We start from the raw sequence: 13,970 nt of genomic DNA on the forward strand, positions 1-13,970 counted from the left end.
CCCCAACCCGCGCCCGGGGATCAACCTCACGCCGCGGACGGGGTGGGACCCAGACCGCCCGCCGCCTCACCCGCCCCTCGCCGACCCTTCTGGTAGAGCAGCACTGCGCCAAAAGCGAACATGCACAGCGAGATGAACTGGCTGGTGGAGACGTTGTACCAGGCCTCCAGCGGCACCGCGGCCGCCAGCCCCTGGGACCCCATTGACTCCAGGAGCCCGTGCAGGGTGCCTCGCTCCACGTCCCCACGGAACAATTCCACCGTGCTGCGCAGCACCGCGTAGGCCATCAGCCACAGCGCGAAAATCTGCCCGTGGAACCGGCGGTAGCGGCGCGCGTACAGGAGCCCCACGAAGAGGACGAGCTGACCCACGGACTCGAAGAGCTGGGTGGGGTAGACGCCCAGGGTGTGCCCGTGCTGGAGCACCCAGTCGGAGATGCGCACCGCGTCCGGCGCCGCCTGGTGCAGAATCTGCCCTGTCGCCTCCACGACGAAGCGCGAGTCCTCCAACTGCGAGGAGTACGCGAGGCTGGACGAGCTGCCCACCCGTCCGAGCAGGTCCTGCGCGATTCCGGGCCCCGGGAAGTGCACGGCGGCCGCCGCGTGCGAGGGCGCCACGTCCCCCCAGCAGCACCCCGCACTGAAGCAGCCCAGCCGGCCCAGGCACTGGCCCAGCGACACGGTGGGGATGCACACGTCCGCCAGCCGCAGGAAGTCCATGCCCGTGGAGCGCGCGTAGAGCCACGCCGCCACCCCCGCGCCGATGAGGCCTCCGTAGAAGACGAGCCCACCGCCCAGCGAGAACACCTGCGTCCAGTCCTTGGCGTAGTCCTTCCAGTTGACCAGGATGAAGAGCAGCCGGCTGCCACCGATGCCTCCGATGAGCACCCAGAAGGCCATGTCCAGCACCTGCTCGCGCTTCTTCATGCCCTCCAGGTTCACCCAGGTGCCATCCACGAGCTTCACCTGGCGCCACTCGTCCTGGGCCAGCCGCCCCGCCACCGCCAGCGCGAGGGAGAAGCCGGACGCCAGGAGCACGCCGTAGGTGTGCAGGGGAATTCCCTCGCCCTTGCCACCGGGGAACGCGTCCGCGGGCAGCGCGTACTTCAGGCCGAACCACGCGAGCCCCGCACCGGCGACACCGAAGCCCAGCGCGCGCAGCAGCCGGTCCGTGGAGTTCGCCTCGGCGAGGGTGCCCGTCTTCGGGTCCAGCACGCTCGGCGCGCCCCGCCACCCGTTGAAGGCGATGTAGCCCACCGTGCCCGCGGCGACCGCGTACAGCAGCAGTTGCGTCCAGAGGCTGGTGAAGGTGAAGCGGAAGAGGACGGGGAGCATGGGGACCTGCCGGAAGGCGAAGGGTGCGGCGCGGCGCGAAGGCTACTCCCGTCGCGCGGCCAGACAAGGCGAGGGGCCCGCCGGTCCGCCCGGCTGCCCTCCCGGGAGGCGTTGCTTCAGGCGGCCTTGGACGGGGCCGGTGCGGGCTTCTCCTTGCGGACGAAGGCGTCCACGAGCAGCAGCCCCACGCCCACGCAGATGGCCGCGTCGGCGATGTTGAACGAAGGCCACGCGGCCTTGTCGAACCAGTGGGCCTCCAGGAAGTCGATGACGAAGCCCCGGGCCAACCGGTCGATGTAGTTGCCCAGCGCGCCGCCCAGCACGAGCGGCAGGCCCCACAGCGCCCACTTCTCCTCCGGGTCCGAGCCAGACAGCTTGCGGAAGTAGAAGACGATGAGGACCACCGCGCCCAGGCTCACCACGTGGAAGAGCGGCGCGCGCTGCTGGGGCGGGAGGCTGCGGAACAGGCCCCAGGCCGCGCCCGGGTTCTCCGCGTAGCGCAGGCGGAAGAAGGAGTCGGAGACCTCGATGCTGCGGCGCGAGCGGTAGTGCAGCCCGTCGAAGCCCTGCGGGGGCGGCTCGCCGAACATGGCGCCCAGGCGCCCGCCCAGCGTCTCCTGCCCTTGCATCTGGGAGGTCAACTCACGGACGACGAGGTACTTCGTCCACTGGTCCAGGACGATGACGCCCAGGGCGACGGCGATGAGGATGACGTATTTGCGAGGCACGGCCCGGGGCTTACACCACCAGCCCCCCAGCCGTCACGGATTGGGGCTCTGCGTCAGGGGCGCCGGAACGGTCTCCGGGCGACGCACCTTCAGCGAGTCCAGCAGCATGAAGGCCACGCCCACGCAGATGGCCGCGTCCGCCACGTTGAAGGTGGGCCAGCGCATGCCTGGCTGGTTGCGCCAATGCCAGTCGATGAAGTCGATGACGTAGCCGCGAATCAGCCGGTCCACGAAGTTGCCCAGCGCGCCGCCGGTGATGAGCGCCAGCGCCACTCGCACCAGCTTCTGGTCCAGCGAGGTGCGGCGGTACATCAGGAAGATGAAGGCCAGCGCCGCCACGCTCACCACGTGGAAGAACGAGCGCCGCACGCCGTCCGGCAGGTTGGCGAACAGCCCCCACGCCGCGCCCGGGTTCTCCACGTAGCGGAAGTGCCAGTAGTCCTCGATGAAGCGATAGGGCCGAGTCACCCGCCGCTCACCCTGCGGCGGAGGGTTGTTGTCCAGGTTGTGCTGGGTGAAGTAGCCCGTCACCCGGGCCACTCCTTCCCGCCCATCCAAGGCATCCGTCAGCCGGGACACAGCCAGATATTTGGTCACCTGGTCGGCGACGAGCACCGTGGTGGCCACGAGGAGGAGGAGGCGGAGGGAGGCTTTCATGATGCGTCCCAATCCTCTAACCCGCCCCCCCGAGCCCTGACAACCCGGTGTGCCTGACTGGCCCCAGGTGGCCTGCCCGCTCTGTCTCCCTCCCAGCGCTTCTTTGGGGCATGGTGGAGACATGTCGCCTGTTGAGCCCGACGTGAATCCTTCAGTCTCCGACACGCCCCCACCCGCCCCGACCCAGACGGCGAAGCCCGCGAAGCCGACGCTGATGGCGCGCTTCAAGACGCTGATGCTGGAGTACGGCCCGCTGGCGCTGGTGACGAACTACGTCATCTTCGGACTGGTGCTGGTGGGCTTCTACTTCGCCATCAAGCTGGGCTTCCAGCCGGACAGCGCCGGCGAGAAGGCGGGCTCATGGGCGGCGGCCTATGCGGCCTCGCAGGTGGTGAAGCCCCTGCGACTGGCGGCGGTGTTCGTGCTCACGCCGCTCATCGCGCGCATCCCACCGGTGGCGCGCTTCATCGAGCGCAACAAGCACAAGTGGAGCTTCTGAGCGCACGCGGCGACCCGCGTGTGGGCCGCCGCGCGCGAGCGTCACCGACTCAGAAGTTGGGGACGCGGAAGTCCTTGATGATGCCCATGTGCTGCATGCCGGAGGCGGCACTGTCTCCGGACTGCACCGGCGCGATGTCCGCCAGCGGCGTGTAGACGCGACTGTCGAGCACCAGTCCACCCGAGAAGCTGTTGGAGCCGATGACGGTGGACTGGCGGTACTGGTTCAGGTCCGCGTCCGCCAGCACGTGGTCATACGGCTTGTTCCGGTTGAAGTTGGTGTTGACGTTGCCGTTCTTGTCGGCCGGATACGGCGAGGTGGTGACGACCACGTTCGCGAACGTGGAGAAGGCGGACTCGGAGCGGCTGTCGGTGTTGAGGTCGCCGCCGATGACCAGGTAGTCGCTCGCTGGCACCTGAGACCGGATGTAGTTGACGATGAGGCCCGCCTCGGTGTTGCGAGCCCCCGAGCCCGACGTCAGCAGGTGCACGCTCACCGCCCAGAGGTCCTTGGGACCGGGGATGTCGATGCGCGCCCACGCGAAGTCGCGGTTGGAGACCTGCGTGTCGTTCCACTGACCCGACTGGATGATGGGCCAGCGGCTGATGATGCCATTGGGGATCTGCGCGCCGGTCTCCCGGAAGTAATAGAAGCCGGGGCCCACCGCGTTCACCAGCGTGCTGATGTCCGCCACCGAGTCGGTCCGGTAGTTGAACTCCTGGATGAGCACCACGTCGGGGTCCACGCCCTGCATCAAGCGGATGCCGTGGCCCGGGTCGTAGTCCTGCCCGTTCCCGCTGGAGATGTTCGCCGCCATGATGCGGATGTTCGTGTAGCCCGTGCTCGTGCCGGCGTCGGTGCTCGTGCCGGCGTCGGTGCTCGTGCCGGCGTCGGTGCTCGTGCCGGCGTCGGTGCCCGCGTCCGTTCCCGGACCCGGACCGGCGTCAATCGGGCTGCCCGCGTCGATGCCCGCGTCCGTTCCTGGACCAGGACCCGCGTCAATCGGCGTACCCGCGTCGGTGACAGGGCCGGGGCCCGCATCAATCTCGGGACCGGGGCCGGCGTCGATCGGCGTACCCGCGTCGGTGACAGGGCCGGGGCCGGCGTCAATCTCAGTGCCCGCGTCGGTGACAGGACCCGGACCCGCATCAATCTCAGGGCCAGTGCCCGCGTCGGTGACGGGGCCAGGGCCCGCGTCAGTCTCGGGGCCGGCATCGGTCCCGGTCACCGGGCCCGCGTCAGCCTCGACGTCGCCACCATCCAGCGTTGATCCGCCGTCGTCGGTCTCCTCGCCCCCATCCCCCGCATCGGCGCCGGCATCCGGAGTCGCCTCGCAGACCTCGCTCGGCAGACAGAAGGTCGCCTCGCCGCCGTCGCGCTCCTCGCCCGTGGGGCAGCACTGCGCCTCCGCCTGACCACACGCGGCCTGCGGTCCACACGGGCGCACGCAGATGGAGCGGTCATAGAACGGGACGAAGCGGCACTCCTCGTCCGCGCCACAGACACCCGGGTCCTGCCGTGGATCACACTGCACCCACAGCACCCCGCCATCCTCCAGCGGCAGCGGCGTCTTGGGCGGATCCGAATCACCACAGGCCAGCGCGAGAATCGTGAGCGAAGCCACCGCACACGCGAGGTAGGAAAGGGTCTTCTTCATGCGCTCGGGCCTGCTTCCGTGATGACGACTCAAGGGTGTCGACCGTCGGCACCGGCAAGCGGACGGGGGCGGGAGTATAGAAGACGACCCGGGCCTCAGTCCCGCTACTTACCGCCAAATCGAACATTTACAGCAGTGAAACCTGGGCGACATCTTCCCAACCCTCTCGGTCGCGACCTCGGCACCTTCGCGGCGGAACCCAGAGCCTCCAGTGGTGACTGTCCGACTCCATGGCCGACTGAAGGACTTCCTCTCTCCAGAGAAGCGCGAGCTGGAGGCGTTGCAGGTGACGCCCCTGGGCTCGCCGTCGGTCAAGGACCTCATCGAGTCGCTCGGACCGCCCCACCCCGAAATGGACCGGGTGCACGTCAACGACGAGCCCGTGGGCCTCTCGCACCGGGTGACGCCTGGCTCGCGGGTGGAGGCCTGGCCGGCGCTCCAGCACGTGGAGGGCATGCCTCGCTTCGTGCTCGACGTGGGGCTGGGACGGCTGTCGGGCTTCCTGCGGATGCTCGGCTTCGACACGCTCTGGCGCAACGACTTCGCGGATGAAGAGCTGGCGCGAATCTCCAGCACCGAGCAGCGCGTCGTGCTGACGCGCGATATCGGCGTGCTCAAGCGCGGTGAGGTCGTCCTGGGCTACTTCCCTCGTGAGACGGACCCCGCGGAGCAGTTGGTGGAGGTGGTGCGGCGCTATGGGCTCACGGCCCGGATGAAGCCGTTCTCCCGGTGCATCGCCTGCAACGCCTCCCTGAGTCCCGCGGAACCTCATGAGGTGGCGGGCCGCGTCCCCGAAGGTGTGGCGGAGCGGTACTCGCGGTTCCAACAATGTCCCGACTGCCGCCGGGTCTTCTGGCCGGGCTCGCACCAGGAGCGAATGCAGGCCCTGGTGAACCGGCTGCGTGCATTGGAGCAGGAGCCCGGGTGACGCGGGCCGTCGCGCCTGCCCGGTTGCTCCCGCCGTGAACCCCTCGACTACGCAAAAGTACGTAGCCTTGCATCTTTTGCGAGGTCGCAATGGACCCATCCCCTCTCCGGTCTAGCCCGCACAGGAACGATTTCAGGGGGTTGCCGACCTGCCCTTTTGGGCACGTGAGTTGCTGAGTTGGCGACACTTCCGTCGCTTTCCCCCGAGCGGCGCGCACAGGAGTTCCTCAGATGGCGCACCGAAACCTCCCCCGGAACCGAGCCGCCCGGGGCTTCACGCTCCTCGTCGCGCTCGGCGTCGTCGTGGTCGTGACGATGGCGGTGATGCTGAGCTACCGGGTGGTGGGCCGCGAAGCGGACACCCAGTCCGACGCGCGCCGGCAGAAGGAAGCGTTCTTCGCGGCGGAGGCGGGGCTGGCGGAAGGGCGCGAGGCGATGCGCATCCGCACGCCGGCCATCGACGAGCGCTACAACGTCGTGCTCGCCGCCCTGGTCGCGGGGGGCGCCACCGTCACGGAGCCGGGCCTGGCGGGCGCGAATCCTCCCTGGATGGAGCTGCTCCCCGCCACTCCGGGCGACCCCTGGAACTACCTGCGCCTGGCCCCGGCCTCCATGCCGGCCGCCGAGAAGGCCAGTGCGCTGGGTGACCCCTACGTCGACTACCCCGAGCAGAACAACGTCCGCTACCGCGTCTTCGTGCGCGACGACCTCGACGACAACCAGCCCACGGTCGACGTCAACGGTCGCATCTGGGTGGCGGCCGTGGGCGAGGTGCTCAGCCGGGATGGACGCCCCACGCGGGCCATCGTCCAGGCGCTCATCGTCAACCAGACCGGCGCCATCGCCGTGGGCCCCGGCTGCACCCAGAGCGGCTGCGGCGCCGACAACACCTACAACAATACGCAGGACACAGGCGCGCCCGCGAATGTGCCCATCCGGACCCTCCCCAACACGCCCTGATTCCCTCGCTGTCCCGCGAGTCTCCCCATGAAACGCCTTTCACTTGTCGCGCTCCTGTTGCTGCCCGGCTTCGCCGCGGCGAACGCCGAAGGACAGAGCGCATTCCAGAAGGCCTGCGCGAGCTGTCACACCCTCACCCCTCAGCCCACGAAGAGTGCTCTGACGGCCCAGAAGAACGGCGGCCCGCGCATCAAGGTGCCGGTGCGCTCCCCGGAGGAGCGCCGCGTGGAGCTGGGCCCCAAGGTGAAGGAGACCTCCAGCGAGGGGCTGCGCACCTGGATTGCCGCGCCCAGCGAGAGCAGGAAGGACACCCGCTGCGACACGCGCGGGATGCAGCCCACCGAGATGGACGCGCTGGTGTCCTATCTGAAGACCAGCTCGCGACCGCCTCCGCTGTCTCGCGAAGAGCAGCTCCGTCAGCAGCTCGAGAAAGACCTCACCGCCCGCCGCGCGAAGCAGCGCCGCGAGGCGCTTGAATCCGCCCGTCCTTCCCAGGGGAAGAAGTGATGAGAACCCTTCACCGCGCCCTCGCAGTGCTCTGCCTGCTGACGGCCCCGCTCGCGGCCGCGCAGAACGTCGCCAACCTCTGCGAAGACAACCTGTCCAAGGACAAGCAGGACGGGTTCAGCAACGCCGAATACGACAGCCAGGCGGAGTCGGAGAACCCGAGCATCGAGATGACGAGCAGCGGGCGCCACTCGCCCGACACGTCGAACCTCCGGCTCCTGCCTCCGGAGATGCTGAACTCCGAGGTCATCAAGTTCCCCTACGACCAGCGCGTCACCATCAGCTACGTGTTCGAGTCCGCAGGCGCCTCGCACGCGCTCGGGTACATGTACCTGGAGGACGCGTTCAAGGCGGGCTACACGACCGCGCAGGGCGAGCTGCTGGACGCCAACAACAACGGCATCTTCGACCTGCACGAAGACCTCTTCAACCTGGCTCCCACCACCGGCACCAAGGCCCGCCCCTACGTGGGCAAGGCCGGAGACCGTCGGTGCACGCCGGTGTCCTTCACCTCCGGCGGCGAGACGTACACCGAGCCGGCCATCGCCATGCGCAACTGCGGCTCCACCTGGGTGCGCGTCACCGGGACCAACGGACTCGCAGACGCCCGCCCGGGTGGTGGCTCCACCCATATCGACACGGATATCGTGGGCCAGATGCGAGGAAACACCAACGCCAGCGCCACCCAGTTCTCCGACAAGGGCTTGTTCCCGCACATCCCCAACCTGCTGGAGCCTCGGGACGACGAGAACGGCAACAAGGGCATCGGGCAGATGGTCTTCCTGCTCGCGGATGACGACGACCAAAAGGCGACCTGGGGAGACATGTCGACCATCAAGGATGTCGACGAATACGACGACGGAATTCCCGACTACAACGTCACCGCCTATGACAACCGGGGCATCCTGCGCGCGGGCGCTGACAACGTCATTGACATCAATGACCGCACCGTCGACCTGGGACTCATCAAGGGCCAGAAGGAAATCGTCTTCTTCCTCATCGTCTACTACGACTCCAACCATGGTCCGAACGAGGGCACCGTCTATCCCTGCCTGAAGCAGGACAACGCCGGCAAGTGCCTGCTGCACCTGCGCACGCCCATCAACGTCTTCTTCTCCAAGTCGGCCTGGAACATGGACCAGAACTCCCTGGCCAACTCGGTGGTGGCCGAGCGAAACATCGGCTGCGACTACGCGGAGAACTGCGCCGCCGAGAACCCCGCGGCCACCGCGGCCGGCCAGTGCATGCTGGCGGACAACAGCCGCAAGCTGTGCGGCTGGCTGACCGACGACACGCTGCTGCGTCTGAGGACTCAGGCCACCTACGGCAACCTGGTGATGCCCAAGGAGGCGGTGAGTATTCCTCGTCCCACCGGCACCAACCGAAACCCCATGCCACACGTCATCGTGGGTGCGCCGTCCACGGACGAGTTCCGCTGGATTCTGGGCTTCGAGGACCTTCCAGGCGGCGGCGACCGCGACTTCAACGACGTGGTGTTCGTCATCAACAAGCAGAACGGCGGCACCTTCCGCTCCGGCAGCCTCACGGGCGAAATCGACCTGAGCGACGCGGAGGACTTCGTCATCACCAAGGTGCGCTTCTCGCGCTACGACGACTTCGCGCCCTACTCCGGCACGTGCGGCAACCCTCCGTGCTGGACGGAAGTGACGCCGGGAGCATGCTCGCTGCCGGGCAGGCCCGCGCCCACCATCCAGTACTCGGTGGCGGTGGACTGCCACACCGTCGTGTTCGAGAACGGCTCGTACGTCCGCAAGAAGAACGAGAACCGCACCTGGATTCCCGTGCGCTTCGACGCGGGCGACGCCAACACGAAGGAGCTGGACCTGCTGGAGCTGGGCTTCACCGGCTCGCAGCTGTGCTGGAAGGTGGACATCACCAGCCCGGATGACCGGTGCGTCCCCGTCGTCGACAACGTCAACGTGGGCTACCAGGCCGTGCGTGCCGGCAGCTACTCGCGCTCGTCGCCGTCCACGGTGGGCAACGCCATCATCTGGGGCGTGAACGAGACGCCGGGCAGCGACTGGGGCAAGAACTGGCCGGGCAAAGGAATGCCCGAGGCCACCGAGCGCACCTACGACAACCGCAAGGACTACTCGGTGCGCGGCCGGCTGTACTTCCGCTCGCTCTATGACCCCGAGGACACCACCGTCACCAATGTCGTCGAGCGCTGGGATGCCGGCAAGGTGATGGCCATGAGCTTCCGTGGAGGTGGGGACCCGCTCAACCGCAAGATCTACACGACGAAGGCGGACGGCACCCGGGCCAACCTCGAAGACGACATGGTGGGCCCCGCGTCGAGGTTCAGCGTCCTCTTCCCCGACACGCTCTGTGACGAGCAGGTCGCGGGCAAGCCCCTCTACGACATGAACGGCGACGGCAAGTGCGGCACGCCCACCATCACCGCCCCTCCGTCCAAGGTGAACACCACGGCCAACAACGACCGGAACGTCTTCCGCGAGTGGCTCTACGGATGGGAGGACCACCAGTTGCCGGGGGCCACCAACGTGAAGCGCCCGTGGGCCATGGGTGGCATCAACCTGTCCACGGTGGCCGTGGCCGTGCCGCCGTACCTGGACTCGTGGGCGATGGGCGCGCTGCCCGCCGAGCGCGACCTGTACCGCCGCAACTTCATGACCCCGCTGGCCGCGCGTCCTTCCATCGCCTACGTGGGGACGATGAACGGCTTCATGCACGGCTTCGAGTCCGGCGAGTTCCGCGTCGAGGGCAAGGACGAGTGCACGGACGACATCCAGCTGCGCGGCTACTTCAAGCACGCGGGCGCGGCCTGTATCGACCCTGTCGCCCCGCGCCAGTACGGCTCGGGTGACGAGAAGTTCGCGTACATGCCGCGCATCCTGCTGGACCGCTACCGCTACCTGTACGCCAAGTACGCGGGCGCGGGCGACAAGCCCAAGCCACAGATGGATGCCTCGCCCACCATCACCAACGTGGACTTCGGTGGCCTGGCCGCCAAGTGGACGCCCGCCACCGGCACCACGGTGACGGCGCGTCCGCTGAAGGGCGCCCGGACGGTGCTCGTCTCCGCGTCCGGCAGGTCGAGCCCCGCCGTCTTCGCGCTCGACATCACCAATCCCGGCACGGCCACGTACCCGACGCCGCTGTGGGAGTTCGACCTGAGGAACACCGCCCTCTTCGACGCGTTCTCGGACGCGGCCGATGACGACGCGGACGTGCTGTTGCCGGACAACTCCGGCTCGCGTCATGCGCCCTCCGTGGTCCGCATCAAGTGGGGCGACGAGACGGACGGTCGATGGACGGCCGTCGTGGGCACGGACTACAAGCCCGCGGCCGACCGCTCCGGCACGCTGTACCTGCTGGACATGAGCACGGGCACGCCGCTGAAGAAGGGCGCCACCCCCGCGGGTCGCTACGCGGGCGTCATCACCCTGGATGAGGGCTCCGGAGTCGCGGGCGCCACCGCGATGGTGGACCTCAACCGCGACGGCAACTACGACGTCATGTACGTGCCCACCACGGCCGGCAGCGTGTACCGCATCAACCTGGACTCGGTGGAGACGAACCGGGACATGGGCCGTCAGGTCAAGACGTGCCGGGTGGCCAGCGCGCCGATGGCGGCCTCCACGCACCGCGATGCGGCGAGCAACCCCGCCGGTACCACCCACTTCCAGCAGATCCACTCCAACATCGCCGTGAAGGTGGTGCGTGACGGCTCCAAGCCCCTGGTCCGCTTCTACTTCGGCACCAGCGACAATCCGGACGAGATTGGCGACGGTCCCGCCAACAAGGAGAACTACCGCTACCACCTGATGGCGTTCGAAGACCCGAACCCCGACGGCTCCGAGCCGTGTGATTTGCTGGAGCCGCTCTGGGTGTCCCCGCTGGACCCTGGCCAGACGGTGTGGGGTGGCGTGTCGCTCAGCGATGACCAGGTCTTCACGACCACCGCCGTGGGCGCGGCCGCCGACGTCTGCAATCTGAGCGAGGACTCGAGCGGCAGGCTCTACACGACGTCGCAGATGCCGGACGCCGGCACCGGCAAGCCGAGTCAGACGAGCGTGGAGATTGGCGGCCATGGCGTCAGCGCGCCGGTGGTGCATGACCAGCACGCCTTCATCCTGTCCGCGACGGGCCAGATGATGATGGTGGGTGACGACAAATGGAACAACGGCGCGGCCAACGGGGGAGAGACCCGCTCGCGCGTGCTCGTGTACGACCCCATTCCGGATGGAAGGCTGCCTCGATGATTTCCCCGCGGTTCAAGGCCTCCAGGGGCGTCACGCTCCTGGAGGTGCTCGCCACCATGGCCGTGATGCTCGTGGGCATCGCGGCGGTGATGACGCTGGTGACGCAAATCAGCGCGTCCAACCGGCGCACCCTCACCGCCACGCAGGCGCAGCTCATCGCCGAGCGGACGCTGGAGAACATCTCCGGCATGGGCTGCTCGGCCACGCCTCCGTGCGCCAACCTCATCCCCCTGGATGGTCAGCGCACCTCCCTGTGGCAGACGGCCGGAGGGGAGCTGAAGACCGCCGCGCCCGCCGGTGACGTGGCTCGCCAGTACGAGGTGGCGGTGGACGTCGACAGTCCGGTGCTCGTGGGCTCCATCGAGGATGGCGCCGCCGGGTTCCCTCCCGTGAACAGGGACCTGGGTGGCGCGGCGGGCACGTCCGGCAACATCGCCAATGTCCGCGTGTCGGTGAGCTGGGTGGAGCCGGGACGCACGGGACGCCAGGTCGTGGTCCTCCAGACGAGGATGGCGCCATGAGCAGGACGCTTCGTTCCCAGGGCGGCTTCACGCTGCTGGAGGTGATGATCTCCAGCGCCATTGGCGTCGTGGTGCTCGGCATCGGCCTGGTGGTGGGCATGCAGATGCAGCGGCGTGCCCTCTTCGAGGAACAGACGATGGTGGCGCAGGTGACGGGGCGGGCGGTGAAGGACCTGCTCACCCTGGACGTGCAGCGCGCCGGCATCGGCATGGGCAACTCCCCCATCCAGTTCTCGGAGGGCGACCAGCGCTTCGCCATCATGAGCTGGACCAGGCGGGACATGCAGGTGGGGGCGGCGCCTTTCGCGGCGGACCTGAGCTTCTCGCTCCCGCCCGCGGGCACGCCGTACGTCGACATGGCCTCGGATGTGCTGCAGCTCTACTGGGGGGACCCGCGCAGCATGCTGACGCTCACCGCGTGCGGAGGAGGTACCAACCCCGTCCGCAATGGCGGCCAGTTGTGCACGCCCGGGAATGCCCCGACGACGCTGCTGCCCTCGGGCGGTCCGTCGTCGACTCCCATCATCGTCGGCAACCCGACCCGGGGTGCCCTGGCCTGTCACTTCCGGCTGACCTCGATTCAGAACAACCCGCCTCCCGCCGAGGCTCGGGTGACGGCGACGCCTGGCCATGGCACCGCCGATACGACCACCGGCGACTGCGCGGATGCCGGGGCCACCATGTGGACCGAGCAGGGGTGGACCATGATGCGCACCGTGGGCGCGGCCTACCGGGTGAACTGGGCGGGCGGGAGCCCCGCGCTGGAGTACCTGGCCCCGGGCGCGACCAACTGGGCGGTGGTGAGTCGGGACGTGGAGCGGATGCAGGTCCGCTACGCCGTCATCGACCTGACCCAACCGAACAATGGCTACCGCTGGTTCCCCACCAGCCTGACCTCCGGCACGCCCATCGACCAGTGCACCACCAGCGGCGCCACGACCTGCACGGTGGACGTGATGACGCCAGTGGAGGCCGCGGTCGCCAACGACACGGACCTGCGCGCGCGGCTGCGCCAGCGGGTGCGCGAGGTGGAAATCACGCTGATCATCCGGACGCCGCGCTCGGACCGGTCCGTGGTGGACCCGGCGACCATCAACGTGCTGGACAAGGATGGCTTCCCTCAGGACGGCTTCAAGCGGCGGACCTATACCCTCCGCGTGGCGCCCCGGAACTTCGTGTCGGCCGGGCTGCAGCCCGCTCCGGCGGGGACGTGAGCATGATGCGCGAACGTGGAATGACGCTGTTGGAGTTGATGATCGCGCTGGCCGTGGTGGGGCTGATGCTGTCCATGGCGCTGATGGGCATCCAGACGCCCATCGACGGGCAGCGTGAGTCGGCCGCGACGCGGGAGCTGTGGTCCTCCGCGCTGCGGGCACGTCAGCGTGCCATCGCCACCAACCAGCCGGTGCGAATCGTCGTGGAGCCCAACATCGTGCAGCCGGACGGCTCGCGGCGGACGGTGGCCCGGTGGGAGCGGCTGACGTGTGGCAATGAATGGGACAACAACACCTGTCCCCAGCCCGCCTGCCTCAACGCCACCTGCCGCGCCAACGCGGCCTGTTGCTCGGAGACGGGGCCCGACGTCGTCATCCCCGACACGATGAATGCGTCCTCGGTGCACGGGCTCTGCTACCTGCCCGGCATGGGCCGCGCGGTGCGGCCCGGAAACCTGGGCTGTATGCAGGGCCAGCTCGACAACACGGCGGCGCTCGCCGCCGCGGCCCCGGGCAACCTGCGGCTCACATTCAACGCCGAATCCGGCCGCCCCCGCAGCCTGCTGATGGTGGAGCCCCTCACCGGGCTGGCGTCGCTGCTGGACTGCGACTCCAAGCGCGCCGAGGACCGGCCCGTGCCCGAGTGCACGACGCCTCCCTGAGCTGGCCTCCCGGCGGGTGAAGCCCACCGATTCACCCTCTGGAACACCTGGAAGTGC

General features: G+C 68.5%; 12 protein-coding genes. 8 read left to right on the top strand and 4 right to left on the bottom strand.

Going from position 1 to position 13,970, the window contains the following annotated elements:
- Nucleotides 1-26: 26 nt before the first annotated feature.
- From G4D83_RS06680 to lspA (G4D83_RS06690), 3 genes are all read right to left on the bottom strand, one after another.
- Entirely contained in the window at nucleotides 27-1,334 is a 1,308-nt protein-coding gene (locus tag G4D83_RS06680; protein ID WP_163863787.1) for a prolipoprotein diacylglyceryl transferase, read from the bottom strand.
- Nucleotides 1,335-1,450: 116 nt separating this feature from the next.
- The gene (lspA, locus tag G4D83_RS06685) at nucleotides 1,451-2,062 is read right to left on the bottom strand and encodes a signal peptidase II (protein ID WP_163863788.1); all 612 of its coding nucleotides are present in this window, start codon (nucleotides 2,060-2,062) and stop codon (nucleotides 1,451-1,453) included.
- A gap of 33 nt (nucleotides 2,063-2,095) precedes the next feature.
- Nucleotides 2,096-2,719 carry a signal peptidase II gene (lspA, locus tag G4D83_RS06690; RefSeq protein WP_163863789.1) on the bottom strand — a complete coding sequence of 208 codons (624 nt, stop codon included), beginning with the start codon at nucleotides 2,717-2,719 and terminating at the stop codon, nucleotides 2,096-2,098.
- A 142-nt stretch (nucleotides 2,720-2,861) separates the two neighbouring features.
- Between lspA (G4D83_RS06690) and G4D83_RS06695 the strand changes: the two genes are divergently transcribed.
- On the top strand, nucleotides 2,862-3,218 hold the full coding sequence (locus G4D83_RS06695; RefSeq protein ID WP_163863790.1) for a hypothetical protein: 357 nt from the start codon (nucleotides 2,862-2,864) through the stop codon (nucleotides 3,216-3,218).
- A 49-nt stretch (nucleotides 3,219-3,267) separates the two neighbouring features.
- On the opposite strand, the gene G4D83_RS06700 is transcribed toward G4D83_RS06695, so the two are convergent.
- Entirely contained in the window at nucleotides 3,268-4,875 is a 1,608-nt protein-coding gene (locus G4D83_RS06700) for an endonuclease/exonuclease/phosphatase family protein (RefSeq protein ID WP_205522581.1), read from the bottom strand.
- Between the two features lie 211 nt (nucleotides 4,876-5,086).
- On the opposite strand from G4D83_RS06700, the gene G4D83_RS06705 reads away from it, so the two are divergent.
- From G4D83_RS06705 to G4D83_RS06735, 7 genes are all read left to right on the top strand, one after another.
- A complete protein-coding gene (locus G4D83_RS06705) occupies nucleotides 5,087-5,803 on the top strand; it encodes a Mut7-C RNAse domain-containing protein (RefSeq protein WP_163863791.1) in 717 nt (238 codons plus the stop codon).
- 230 nt (nucleotides 5,804-6,033) lie between these two features.
- On the top strand, nucleotides 6,034-6,762 hold the full coding sequence (locus G4D83_RS06710) for a hypothetical protein (protein WP_163863792.1): 729 nt from the start codon (nucleotides 6,034-6,036) through the stop codon (nucleotides 6,760-6,762).
- A gap of 27 nt (nucleotides 6,763-6,789) precedes the next feature.
- Nucleotides 6,790-7,269 (top strand): c-type cytochrome, encoded by a 480-nt coding sequence (locus G4D83_RS06715; RefSeq protein ID WP_163863793.1) that lies wholly within the window; start codon nucleotides 6,790-6,792, stop codon nucleotides 7,267-7,269.
- A complete protein-coding gene (locus tag G4D83_RS06720; RefSeq protein WP_163863794.1) occupies nucleotides 7,269-11,516 on the top strand; it encodes a DUF4114 domain-containing protein in 4,248 nt (1,415 codons plus the stop codon). Before G4D83_RS06715 ends, G4D83_RS06720 begins: the two co-directional genes overlap by 1 nt.
- The gene (locus G4D83_RS06725; RefSeq protein WP_163863795.1) at nucleotides 11,513-12,037 is read left to right on the top strand and encodes a type IV pilus modification PilV family protein; all 525 of its coding nucleotides are present in this window, start codon (nucleotides 11,513-11,515) and stop codon (nucleotides 12,035-12,037) included. The genes G4D83_RS06720 and G4D83_RS06725 overlap by 4 nt, the downstream gene beginning before the upstream one ends.
- Complete coding sequence (locus tag G4D83_RS06730) at nucleotides 12,034-13,251, top strand: prepilin-type N-terminal cleavage/methylation domain-containing protein (protein ID WP_163863796.1); 1,218 nt, start codon at nucleotides 12,034-12,036, stop codon at nucleotides 13,249-13,251. The genes G4D83_RS06725 and G4D83_RS06730 overlap by 4 nt, the downstream gene beginning before the upstream one ends.
- A 2-nt stretch (nucleotides 13,252-13,253) precedes the next feature.
- Nucleotides 13,254-13,913: a pilus assembly FimT family protein gene (locus G4D83_RS06735; protein ID WP_163863797.1), complete on the top strand. Its 660-nt coding sequence runs from the start codon at nucleotides 13,254-13,256 to the stop codon at nucleotides 13,911-13,913.
- Nucleotides 13,914-13,970: the final 57 nt, after the last annotated feature.

This window comes from Myxococcus eversor, from assembly GCF_010894455.1.
In the GTDB taxonomy this organism is placed as follows: domain Bacteria; phylum Myxococcota; class Myxococcia; order Myxococcales; family Myxococcaceae; genus Myxococcus; species Myxococcus eversor.

Excerpts from the sequence above, each read along its gene's own strand:
- G4D83_RS06700 (WP_205522581.1), bottom strand. The coding sequence starts at position 4,875 with ATGAAGAAGACCCTTTCCTACCTCGCGTGTGCGGTGGCTTCGCTCACG.
- G4D83_RS06720 (WP_163863794.1), top strand. The coding sequence starts at position 7,269 with ATGAGAACCCTTCACCGCGCCCTCGCAGTGCTCTGCCTGCTGACGGCC.
- G4D83_RS06710 (WP_163863792.1), top strand. The coding sequence starts at position 6,034 with ATGGCGCACCGAAACCTCCCCCGGAACCGAGCCGCCCGGGGCTTCACG.
- G4D83_RS06730 (WP_163863796.1), top strand. The coding sequence starts at position 12,034 with ATGAGCAGGACGCTTCGTTCCCAGGGCGGCTTCACGCTGCTGGAGGTG.
- G4D83_RS06735 (WP_163863797.1), top strand. The coding sequence starts at position 13,254 with ATGATGCGCGAACGTGGAATGACGCTGTTGGAGTTGATGATCGCGCTG.
- lspA (WP_163863789.1), bottom strand. The coding sequence starts at position 2,719 with ATGAAAGCCTCCCTCCGCCTCCTCCTCCTCGTGGCCACCACGGTGCTC.
- G4D83_RS06680 (WP_163863787.1), bottom strand. The coding sequence starts at position 1,334 with ATGCTCCCCGTCCTCTTCCGCTTCACCTTCACCAGCCTCTGGACGCAA.
- G4D83_RS06715 (WP_163863793.1), top strand. The coding sequence starts at position 6,790 with ATGAAACGCCTTTCACTTGTCGCGCTCCTGTTGCTGCCCGGCTTCGCC.
- G4D83_RS06725 (WP_163863795.1), top strand. The coding sequence starts at position 11,513 with ATGATTTCCCCGCGGTTCAAGGCCTCCAGGGGCGTCACGCTCCTGGAG.